Origin of the sequence: Catenibacterium sp. UBA627 (assembly GCF_002299355.1) — a bacterium.
Taxonomy (GTDB): domain Bacteria; phylum Bacillota_I; class Bacilli_A; order Erysipelotrichales; family Coprobacillaceae; genus Catenibacterium; species Catenibacterium mitsuoka.
The window spans coordinates 2,510-14,110 of sequence record NZ_DBPF01000005.1 but is presented as its reverse complement, the minus strand read 5'-3'; the positions used below and the strand labels follow the sequence as shown (position 1 = coordinate 14,110).

Genomic DNA, 11,601 nt, shown 5'->3' with positions numbered 1-11,601 from the left:
GGAGGTGCGGACAATTTCTTGGACCAAAGATGATGCAATGGAGGAAAATATATGGCATATACGGAACAAGAAAAACAGCAGGCACTTGCCCTTTATGATGAAACTGGTTCAATATCCAAAGTCATCAATAAACTTGGCTATCCAACCAGACAGAATATGTATACATGGATCAAAAACAGAAATATTGAAATAAAGGAAAAAGCATCCGTTGACTATTCAGATACACCTGAGCATAGGAGACATCCATCACTGGAATTAAAATTATCTATCATTCGTCGTTGCTTTGAAAAAGGAGAAGATATAAAATCAGTATCAGAGGAAACTGGTTACTCAAGAACGAGTATCTATCTCTGGAGAAGAAAATATGTTGTTGGAGGTGCAGCTGCATTGGCAAGTAAAAAAAAGCATTTGCCTCGAGGTAAAATTATTGTAGATACGTCTGATCATGATTCCGGACAAGAAGAACTTGTATCAAAAATCAAGGAACTGGAAATGGAAAATGATATTCTTAAGGAAACAATCAAAATACTAAAAAAAGATCAGGGCATCGATCAGTTCAATTTAAAAAATAAAGAAAAGACAATGATCATCGATGCCCTGAGAGATAAGTATTCATTGTCATTGCTTTTGAAAAGGATGAATATTTCAAAAAGCAGTTACTGCTATCAGCATAAGGTCATCCATTCAGAGGCAAAATATGAAGCCATAGCCAAAGAAATTACGCATTTATTTCATGAAAATGACAGCAGATATGGCTATCGAAGGATCCACGCCTTACTGAAAAAGCAAAATATCATCATATCAGAAAAAATCGTCAGAAGGATCATGAAAGAAAATCAGCTGGAAGTGAAGATTAGGAGAGCTAAGAAATACAGCTCTTATATGGGAGAAATTACAAAAGCAGCTGAAAATCTTATCAACAGGGATTTTCACTCTGACAGACCCAATCATAAAATGCTGACGGATATTACTGAATTTTCAATACCTGCTGGAAAGGTATATCTTTCACCAATCATAGACTGTTTTGATGGGATGGTATCTGCATGGAAAATAAGTACAAATCCAAATGCAGAACTCGTCAACAGCATGCTGGATGAATACCATGAAACACTAAAAAACGGAGAAAGGCCAATCGTACACAGTGATCGTGGAGCACATTATCGATGGCCAGGATGGATCAGTAGAATGAGCAAGTACGGCTTTCAAAGAAGCATGTCTAAGAAAGGATGCTCGCCAGACAATTCTGCATGTGAGGGCTTTTTTGGAAGAATGAAAAACGAAATGTTTTACGGAAGAAAATGGAATAATATAAGTATAGAAAAATTCACAGCTCTTATCAATGAATATATTGAGTGGTACAATACCAAAAGAATAAAACAATCGCTAAATTATCTAAGTCCAAAAGAGTACAGACAATTACTGGATCTTATTTAAATAACAGGTCCAAGAAATTGTCCGCACCTCCCAGCCTATAGAAGCATATGACTTTAAGGTATATGGTGAAGAGTTGAAATCATTAGAGAAAGTATCGAATAAATGTATCCAGTTAAAAACAAGAGTGGAAAAACCTAACATCTCTAGTTTAACTTATGTAGTCAATGGTGAAGAATATTCACTCTATAATATTTATCATGTTGTTTCTGATGATTACTATAAGAAGAAATTCCTGAAATAATTTAAAGGAGAGCATGCAATGGCTCTCCTTTTAAATTTTTTGTCTAAAAAAACTTTCGCTTGTATTATTAATTTAAAGCGAAAGTAGAGTATAAATCTCTTAGTTCACGAAATGTATTGCTGTATCTAAAGTAACGATTTACTTAGACAGAGTGTTAATTTTTGAAAATACTTCAGCCATTTTCACATTAAGTATAAATACTTTATCATTTGATTTTATATATAAATACTTACTATCTTCTACATTGTTACATGATATCAAATAATAATCTCCATATTCGGTATTATTGAACCATCCGGCAGTGTAATTTTTATTAAATTGTCCTTTTACTTTCTTACCAAAATCAAATTGATCGATGTATTTTATATCATTAATGTCTGAATAATAAATGCTTTCTTCACTACATAACGGTGCCTTTATAGATATTTTTTCATTATCATAATTGACCATCGGTTCAGACTGAAAATCTACTATAGTAAAAGCAATTATCATAATAGGAAAAATAAGAATGAAAACAGAAATTAATTTGCTCATTTTTTTTGACATTTTCTAACACCTCAGTTAATAAATTTTGTAGGTCTTAATGTATTGGTCTTAGTATATCAGTCAGTCACATTTGCACATATTGACTTTGAATTAAGCGTGAACTATAATAATTGTGAACGATGGAACAACCAGTAAGCGGTTGTCCTTGGGTTTTATATGATTGAAATAACTATCTCAAACTTTTCCCGAGGCTGAGGTAGTTATTTTTTTGCACTTTTATCTATAATGATAAGAAGTAACTTTACAATGATTCCTATAATAGACACAATAAATGCTAACGATGTTAACACCACCATGACTGTTTCATATGCTGTCATTGCGCATCACCTCCGTTTTTCAGATTTTCCCAAAACTTCTAGGAATGTGAATTTCGAAGGATTGCGTACCTTCGTCATGACGACCAAGGATAACCACCTACCGTATACGGTTGTTCCACATAAGAATTATATCATATAAGTATATAACTGTAGGAAGTTATTAAGTATTAGAAGAAACAAAAAACCCATGAGAACTGCTCTCATAGGTTTTTTTATATGAACGAACATTATGTTCGAATTATTCATGGTGGAGGCGGGGGGAATCGAACCCCCGTCCAAAAGCCGTTCCATATCAGGTGTCTACAGTTTATCTTATTGAATCAATTTAAGTATGTTACGATCAATAAGCAATCTTTCGCATACCGATTTCTGATTGATTTTCATGAATATAGTCAGAACATCCTATATCCCTTATCTTACAGGTTATGTTACAGACTCTAAAGGTGTAAGCGCAGATAGGTCTGCATTCGCAAGTCTATGTCGACTATTAAGCGAAAGCGTAATTTGTTCTGTTTCCAGATATTTGTTTGTGCATGTAACGTTTGCCAACGACTGCTGCCTGATTCAAACTGACCCCTGTCGAATCCAAGACGCCCCCATTAATAAGCGCGTTTGAGAGCTTTCTCAATATCGCGCTTAGCATCTTTTTCTTTTAAATCATTACGCTTGTCATAAAGCTTCTTACCTTTTGCAAGAGCAATTTCTAGCTTTGCTTTTGAGGTATTGAAGTAAAGCTTTGTAGGAACGATTGTTAAACCATCCTCACGAACCTTCTTCTCTAGTTTACTAATTTCTTTCTTATGAAGCAATAGTTTTCTAATACGTCTAGGTTCATGATTAAAGATATTTCCATTTTCATAAGGGGCAATATACATATTCTCAATAAAAGCTTCGTGGTCTTTAATTCTTACAAAACAGTCCTTAAGGTTAGCACTGCCTTTGCGAATAGACTTGATTTCAGTACCTTTTAATTCAATACCTGCTTCAAAAGTTTCTAGGATAAAATAATCATGATATGCTTTTTTGTTATTTGAGATGATTTTCATATATATTACCTTCTTGTACGGAATTTTCTTTTCTTCTTTCTATGACTTCCAGCTTTTACAAGTTCGAAGTCAATTGTTTTTTCTAGCTTATTTGCTTCAGTTACTCTGACTTTTACTGGATCACTCATCTTGAACATACGTCCTGTATGTTCACCGATAAGAATAAGATTCTTTTCATCATAAGCATAATAATCATCTGTTAAGGAAGTCATATGAACAAGACCTTCGATGGTATTAGGAAGTGATACAAAGAATCCAAAACTTGTAATAGAAGAAATATAACCATCAAATACCTCACCAACATGATGAGACATAAATTCAGCTTTCTTCATATCTTCGACTTCACGTTCAATATCAATCGCAATTCTTTCACGATTAGAAGACTGTTCAGCAAGTACTGGAATCATTTCTTCAAACTCATTCATTCTAGAATAATCATTCTTGAATAAGTAAGTTCTAATCAAACGATGTACCAATAAGTCTGGATAGCGTCTAATAGGTGATGTGAAGTGTGTATAGAATTCATCTGCAAGACCGAAGTGTCCAAGACATTGTGCATCATAACGTGCTTTCTGCATTGATCTTAATAATAATGTAGAAATAATATCATGCTCAGGTGTTCCCTTAGATTCTTCAATCATACGTGCTAATTCATGAGGGTTGATCTTTTCAAGAGACCCATGAATAGTATAACCCAAAGGCTTCGCAATGGAAACAAATTGTTGTAACTTCTCTTTTTTAGGATACTCATGTATACGATAGATAAAAGGTACATCCATCCATTTAAAGTGTTCAGCTACTGTTTCATTAGCACATAACATGAACTCTTCAATAATATGATCACTCTCACCACGATTTCTTAAGACAACATCTACAGCACGTCCTTTATCATCTACAAGAACCTTTGCTTCATCTACATCAAAGTCAATCGCACCACGACGATCTCTCTTCTTTCTTAAGATAGCAGCTAATTCTTTCATATTAAAGAATAACTCAACAGCATCACTGTATTTCTTCTTTAGTCCTTTATGACCTGCAAGAATTGCATTCACATTATTGTATGTCATACGATGAGAACTTCTAATAACAGTAGGGTAGATATTATGATCTACAACCTGCCCTTTATCATTGATCTCCATAATACAGCTAATTGCATAACGGTCCACACCTTCATTAAGTGAACAGATACCATTAGATAACTTATGAGGCAGCATAGGAATCACTCTATCTACAAGATAAATAGAAGTCCCTCTTCTAATCGCTTCCTTATTTAATTCAGTTCCTTCATTCACATAGAATGAAACATCCGCAATATGAACACCTAACTGATAATTCCCATTATCTAATTTCTTTAAAGAGATCGCATCATCCAAGTCCTTGGCATCATCACCATCAATAGTCACAATCTGCCAATCTCTAATATCTAAACGATTAGGAATATCACTTGGATCAATAGACTGAGGAATAGATTCAATCTCATCATAGACTGCCTGTGGAAAATCAATATCTACATCATACTTATTCACAACAGATAAGATATCTACACCAGGATCATTCTTATGACCAATAATCTTAATAATATCACCCTTTAAATAAGGCTTGTACTTCTTAATCTCTACAACAACCTTATGTCCAGGCATAGCACCATGTGCATGGGCTTCATCTACATAAATCCAATCAGTAAACTTAGGATCATCAGGCATGATGATGAGTTCTCTTCTACCTTTTCTGACTAATCCAACAAGTCGAGTCATACCACGCTTAATGATCTTTACAACACGTCCTTCAGGTTTTCCTCTATAGACAGTTGTTTCAATCATAACCTCATCCTGATCAAAAGCACCATTGAGGTTCTTGCTATTAATATAGTATTCAGTTTCTTCATCAACCTTTACAAAACCAAATCCCTTTTTATTTAAACTCAAAACACCTTTTAAATAATGGAAATCATCAATCAAATGATAGTTATTCTGATTATCTCTAATCACTTCGCCATCTTCTTCTAATCTATTCATAAGCTTTACAAATGCGATATATTCTTCAGTAGAATCATAATGTAGTGCACTTGCAAGAGCATCTATTTTTCTATCTTTTAAGTCTTTATTCTTTAATAATTCTAAAACATCTTCTCTCATATATTCACCTCCAACAAAAGAAAAGAGGCACTCATAAGTGCCCCTTTATTATTATTATCCTGCCATTTTAATAAGAATTGCGATAACAAAGAATGCAATACCTAGTCCCACAGTAATACGTGTAAGAACTAAATCCACACCTCTTTCTTTTTGCTGTGCAAAAAGGTTAGAGCTCTGGCCAGTTAATGCATTAACAATACCATCAGTTTTTCCCGTTTGTAAAAGACACACAATAATTAGGGCTATAGAAACAATGATCAAAAGTACTTCTAACATTTTTCCTGCCTCCTTTTCTTTTAGACTTTTTCTACATTAGCGAATAAATAATATCATAAAAATATATCGATTACAACACCTTTATTCGCTCACACCATTGTTGAAGTCAAGGGAAACAACACTAAAACGATTATTCTTTTCTATAAGTGTTACTTTTACGTTAATAGTTTGATAGTTGTAATAGAAATTCTTTTTGTTAAATGTAATTTCTAACCCAACATCTGTATATTCATAATCTTCTAAACCACTTAATGTAACATCGGATGCTCTTGTATAGTTCACTTCATATGTTGTGACTTCATCAAGATTTGTCTTATTTTCTATCATATCATTCACACTCGCATAATAGCTAGACTTCGCAAACTCTTCAAAGTTATCTAAACGATCACTATAGAAATACTGCGCACCACCAATCTCATCTTTCTTCTTATTAGAAATAGTAAAGAAATCAATCGCAAATAATGCAGCAACATTCTGACATGTATTTCTCTTAGTATGAGAGGCATTGATATCTTCATGTACTGATTTCATTAAAGAAGTAGGATGATTTGGCATAGCATAAGTAATGACGGGAGTATTGACGACAGGCTTCTTATCATTATGATTATGATAAACAAGGACGCCACTTACTGCAATCACAGCACATAAGAACCCGATAAGAATATATTTCACATGATGTCTTTTTGCTATCATTAAATATGTCTTAGATTCTTTGATTTTTGGTAAATCATCTCTTTTTAAGAATATATTGAGAATTGTAAGAATTGGTTTATATTTACGTGAAATCATATTGGTATATTCCACGAATATCTCAAATACAAGGAGTAATAATGCGAATAATAGAATTGATGCAGTTACACTATATATATGGATAAATGAACAGATAGAGAATAATGCGGTCGCAATATATAGAATAAGAACACTCTTAGTCTGACCTAGTTCTAGAGAGAACATTAATTTATGATGTAAATGTCCTTTATCTGCTTCATCAAAGCGCTGATGATGTACTTTACGTCTAATAATCGCAATGAGTGTATCCATAATAGGTACTGCGAGTACTACAATAGGTGCCCCTAAAGTAAAGAATGTAGAGGACTTAAATCCAAATCCTAATAAAGAAATCACAGATAACATGAAACCAATGAATAAAGCCCCACAGTCACCCATGAATATTTTTGCAGGATGGAAATTAAATACTAAAAATCCTCCAATGGATCCTGCAAGTAAGAGTGTTAATGAGGTGATATCTGTACGACCATAATGGATAGAGATGAGTCCTGTAGTGATCAACACAATCATGGATATACCACCACATAAGCCATCTAATCCATCAATAAGGTTTACTGCATTGGTAATACCTACAATCCATCCTAGAGTGACTATTAAGGCAATAGAATAAGAAAGAATAGTAGGAATATAAGGAATAGTAAATCCTTTTAAAGATATACCACCATAAAATATGACTATAAGTGCTGCAGCGACCTGTCCAAGAACCTTCATCTTTGGAGGAAGGTCATGAATATCATCATATAAGCCAAATAAGAAAACAATCAAACCACCTATTAATATAGAGTTGATCTGATTATCTGTTTTAAGGAATACCATTGCCCCTATAAGGAATGCCACATAGATGGCATATCCACCTGTACGAGGAATAATACCGTGATGTACAGTTCTATTATTAGTATGGGCTATTATACCCATTTCTTTTGTGATTTTACCGATAAAAGGGGTTAAGATGACTGATATAATGAATGTCACACAGAACGCTAATATATTATTGAGTGTCATAGGTACCTCCATATTATGTTCATTATATATCAAATGTGAACTATGTGCAAAGCAATGAAATTTAACGCAAAGTAAATCAACTAATGTATAATATAGAGAGAACGTATTTATACTGCATAAAATACATATTGTTTTTATTGGTATAAATGATATAATGATATCAGAAAATAAAAATAGGAGGATTTATTATGCATCGCTTAGGAATTTCAGTTTATCCTGAAAAATCAACTCAAAAAGAAGTTTATGATTACTTAGAACTTGCTGCTAAGTATGGCTTCTCAAGAATCTTTACTTGTTTATTATCAGTGAATGATCCAAAAGAAAAGATCATGAAGGATTTTGGAGAATTCATGGATAAGGCACATTCTTTAGGTTATGTTGTTGCAGTAGACACTAACCCAGAAGTATTTAAACATTTAGGTGCTACTTATAGTGATTTAAAACCATTCCATGATATGGGTGTAGATATCATCCGTTTAGATGGTTCATTTGGTACTACAGGAGATATCCAGGTTACTAGAAACCCTTATAATATTCAGATTGAATTCAACGGTTCTATGGACCAGGGTGTTGAATTATTATTAGAACAGGGCGGAAACAAAGATCAGGTTATTATCTGTCATAACTTCTTCCCAGAAAGATATTCTGGTTTAGACTGGAACTATTTTGTTAACTTCAATGCTTATTGGAAATCATTAAATCTTCATACAGCTGCATTCGTATCAAGTAACCAGCCACATACACATGGTCCTTGGAATGTATTCTGTGGATTACCAACAGTAGAAATCTTAAGAGGTCTTCCAATTGATTTACAGGCTCGTTTAATGCTTGCAACTGGAGATGTTGATGATATTATCATTGGTAATGCTTATGCTTCAGAAGAAGAATTAAAAGCCTTATCAGAAGTTGATTACCAGAACATCTGCTTCAAGATTGATGAAGTAGAAGGTTTATCAGATGTTGAAAAGGAAATCATTTATGATTACTATCCACATTGGGATCGTTATGATCATTCTTCATTCTTCTTACGTTCATCTGGAAGCAGAGTAAAGTATAAGAATGAAAGTATCCCACATCGTGAAACAGAACAGAAGATGTTCCATCGTGGTGATGTATTAATCGTTAATGATAATTTAGCTCATTATCGTGGTGAATTAGAAATCGCATTAAGAGATATTCCAAATGATGGTGAAAGAAACCTTTGTGGTCATGTAAAAGAAGAAGAAATGATGTTCTTAGACATGATTGAACCAGGTCACTATTTCAAGATTATTAAATAATAGTCAAGGCTATATGCATGATGCATATAGCCTTTTAACGCGAGACTCATATAATTTCATATTTAGAAATATTTTTCATAAATAGGAAGAACAACATATCTTTTCTTATTTTAGATTAGAATAGAAATGTATAGGAGGGAAAAGAATATGAGTTTTCCAAAGAATTTTTTATGGGGTGGCGCTGTTGCTGCCAATCAATGTGAAGGAGCCTGGCTAGAAGATGGTAAAGAACCTAATGTCACTGATGTAATGGTGGGTATTGGTTCTAAGGATCCTGGTATTAAATGGAATGAAGAAACAAAGAAATATGAAATGTGCTTAGATCCAAATAAAGCATACTTAAGTCATGAAGCCATTGACTTCTATCATAGATATAAAGAAGACTTACAATTAATGTCTGGTATGGGCTTTAACTGCTTTAGAACATCTATTGCCTGGGGTAGAATCTTCCCTAACGGGGATGAAGAAACACCTAATGAAAAAGGTTTAGCTTTCTATGATGACATGTTTGAAACAATGTTGGAATTGGGTATGGAACCAGTGATCACATTAAGTCATTATGAAACACCTCTACATCTTATTACTGAATATGGAGGATGGAGCAATCGTAAACTGATTGATTTCTGGAAACGTTACGTAACTACAGTATTCAATAGATACAAGGGTAAAGTAAAATACTGGCTAACATTTAATGAAGTCAATAATATGATGATCAACCCACTAGTGGCAGGTGGAGTATTGACTATTGATAATCCAAAAGACCCTAGTGACCCTATTGGTTCAACAACTGAAAAAGATAAATGGCTTGCTTACTATAATATCTGTGTAGCCAATGCCTGGACAGTTAAACTATGCCGTGAGATTGATAAAGATGCACAAGTAGGATGTATGTTAACATGTTCATCTGTTGCAACATATCCATATGACTGTAATCCTGATAATGTCTTTGGGGCATATAATACAGTAAGATTAAACAATTTCTATTTTGGTGATGTCTTCTGTTTAGGAGAAATTCCTGGTTATGTAAAACGTGTATGGAGAGAACATGACTGTGCACCAGAAATGAGAGAAGATGAATTACAGTTAATAAAAGAAAATACAGTCGCATTCTTCTCATTTAGTTATTATCGTTCTAGTACATATGATCAGTCTGTTGGTATGGATGGTAATACAGGTGGATTAAAAGGACGTGCTAATCCATTTGTAAAGGAATGTTCACCAGAACCTTGGTGCTGGCCAGTTGATCCAAAAGGTATCCGTTATGTGATGAATATCTTATATGATCGTTATCATTTACCACTCTTTATTGTAGAAAATGGTATTGGATTAGATGAAAATCTAGATGAAACAGGACATATTCATGATGAATATAGAATGTACTATATCAAGGAACATTTAAAATATGTCCATGAAGCCATTCTAGATGGTGTTGAATGTATGGGTTACTTATATTGGGGACCTATTGATGTTGTTTCTGCAGGTACTGGAGAAATGAAGAAGCGTTATGGTTTTGTCTATGTTGATCGTTTTAATGATGGACATGGAACACTTGAAAGAAAACTAAAAGATTCTTACGAAGAATATAAAGAAATCATTGAAACAAATGGAGACTCTATTCTTCATTCTTAAGAATGGTATTACTGAACTGGCGTTATTCTGTTAATTACGCCAGTTTTTCTTATAAGATTTTTCTCTTGTAGATACATAGAGTGATGCATTCACAAGATGAGATAAATCATTCTAGCCAATACCAGTGAGGACAATCATAAGGATACCATTATTATGGAGTACTTCTGGTAATAGGTGTCCATTTGTATAGGTTCTTGCATCTACACCAAATCTTCTAAACTTACTGAATAACTTAGCTTCTTTGCGATACAGATAAGAATAGAAGGAGTCGTATCTGTTTGAACTGCAATACAAGTTGTTGAGTAGTTTTCTATCATATTTATCGCAAGAAATGTTGATTTTCTATATAATGATTGTCGGAGGTTGATTTTACATGAATATAAATGAAGGAGCAAGAATAGTTGTGGAAGACTGGCTCCATCTTACAAAAGATAATTTAGTATATTTTGTGACAGATGAAACAAAACTTAAAGAAGCAAATGCCTTTTTAAAAGCATGTGATCATATTGGTGCTAGATGTAAGGTTGTCCAATTAAAATCACATGAAATACAAAATGGTAAAAGTATAGATGCCTTAAAATGGGAAATGGCTAAAGCAGATGCGATAGTAGGGGCAACCAATTATTCATTTATTACAACAGATGCTGTGAACTATGCACTTTCACGTGGTGCACAGTTCTTATCCATGCCCATGTCTACAAATAATGGTGAATCAATATTTGAGCAGGAATTCTTAAAAATGGATCCTGATGAAGCCACAATGCTTGGAATGCCAATGTTCTGGGAATTACGTGATGCGAAAACAATACATGTCACAACTAAACGTGGTACAGACCTCACCTTTGATATCACAGATCGTTTTCCAGGAATCTTCCATGGTTCATTATGGGAAGTAGGAAAATGTTC

The 11,601-nt window shown here is 33.7% G+C and carries 9 protein-coding genes, 1 other RNA gene and 1 pseudogene; 5 read left to right on the top strand and 6 right to left on the bottom strand.

Annotated elements, in window-relative coordinates; genetic code table 11:
* The first annotated feature begins 51 nt into the window (after window positions 1-51).
* Window positions 52-1,434, top strand: a complete 1,383-nt coding sequence (locus B2S90_RS00490) for an IS3 family transposase (protein ID WP_070101840.1) — start codon at window positions 52-54, stop codon at window positions 1,432-1,434.
* Window positions 1,435-1,507: 73 nt separating this feature from the next.
* Window positions 1,508-1,675 (top strand): hypothetical protein, encoded by a 168-nt coding sequence (locus tag B2S90_RS00485; protein ID WP_286696368.1) that lies wholly within the window; start codon window positions 1,508-1,510, stop codon window positions 1,673-1,675.
* Window positions 1,676-1,813: 138 nt separating this feature from the next.
* Here the strand turns inward: B2S90_RS00485 and B2S90_RS00480 are convergent, their stop codons facing one another.
* The 6 genes from B2S90_RS00480 to B2S90_RS00455 all read right to left on the bottom strand — a co-directional run bounded on the left by B2S90_RS00480 (window position 1,814) and on the right by B2S90_RS00455 (window position 7,786).
* Window positions 1,814-2,221: a PH domain-containing protein gene (locus B2S90_RS00480; protein ID WP_055235229.1), complete on the bottom strand. Its 408-nt coding sequence runs from the start codon at window positions 2,219-2,221 to the stop codon at window positions 1,814-1,816.
* A 562-nt stretch (window positions 2,222-2,783) separates the two neighbouring features.
* Window positions 2,784-3,136: a transfer-messenger RNA gene (gene ssrA, locus B2S90_RS00475) on the bottom strand.
* 1 nt (window position 3,137) lies between these two features.
* The gene (gene smpB, locus B2S90_RS00470; RefSeq protein WP_006504861.1) at window positions 3,138-3,584 is read right to left on the bottom strand and encodes an SsrA-binding protein SmpB; all 447 of its coding nucleotides are present in this window, start codon (window positions 3,582-3,584) and stop codon (window positions 3,138-3,140) included.
* 5 nt (window positions 3,585-3,589) lie between these two features.
* Window positions 3,590-5,719, bottom strand: coding sequence for a ribonuclease R (rnr, locus tag B2S90_RS00465; RefSeq protein WP_286696367.1), 2,130 nt, complete (start codon window positions 5,717-5,719; stop codon window positions 3,590-3,592).
* A gap of 54 nt (window positions 5,720-5,773) precedes the next feature.
* A complete protein-coding gene (secG, locus tag B2S90_RS00460) occupies window positions 5,774-5,995 on the bottom strand; it encodes a preprotein translocase subunit SecG (RefSeq protein ID WP_006504859.1) in 222 nt (73 codons plus the stop codon).
* An 81-nt stretch (window positions 5,996-6,076) separates the two neighbouring features.
* On the bottom strand, window positions 6,077-7,786 hold the full coding sequence (locus B2S90_RS00455; protein WP_286696366.1) for an MraY family glycosyltransferase: 1,710 nt from the start codon (window positions 7,784-7,786) through the stop codon (window positions 6,077-6,079).
* Between the two features lie 188 nt (window positions 7,787-7,974).
* Here B2S90_RS00455 and B2S90_RS00450 point away from each other — a divergent pair, with 188 nt between their 5' ends.
* From B2S90_RS00450 to B2S90_RS00440, 3 genes and pseudogenes are all read left to right on the top strand, one after another.
* Window positions 7,975-9,066, top strand: a complete 1,092-nt coding sequence (locus B2S90_RS00450; RefSeq protein WP_006504857.1) for a DUF871 domain-containing protein — start codon at window positions 7,975-7,977, stop codon at window positions 9,064-9,066.
* Between the two features lie 147 nt (window positions 9,067-9,213).
* On the top strand, window positions 9,214-10,695 hold the full coding sequence (locus B2S90_RS00445) for a glycoside hydrolase family 1 protein (protein ID WP_055233464.1): 1,482 nt from the start codon (window positions 9,214-9,216) through the stop codon (window positions 10,693-10,695).
* A gap of 373 nt (window positions 10,696-11,068) precedes the next feature.
* Window positions 11,069-11,601, top strand: a pseudogene (locus B2S90_RS00440) (peptidase); the annotation flags it as partial.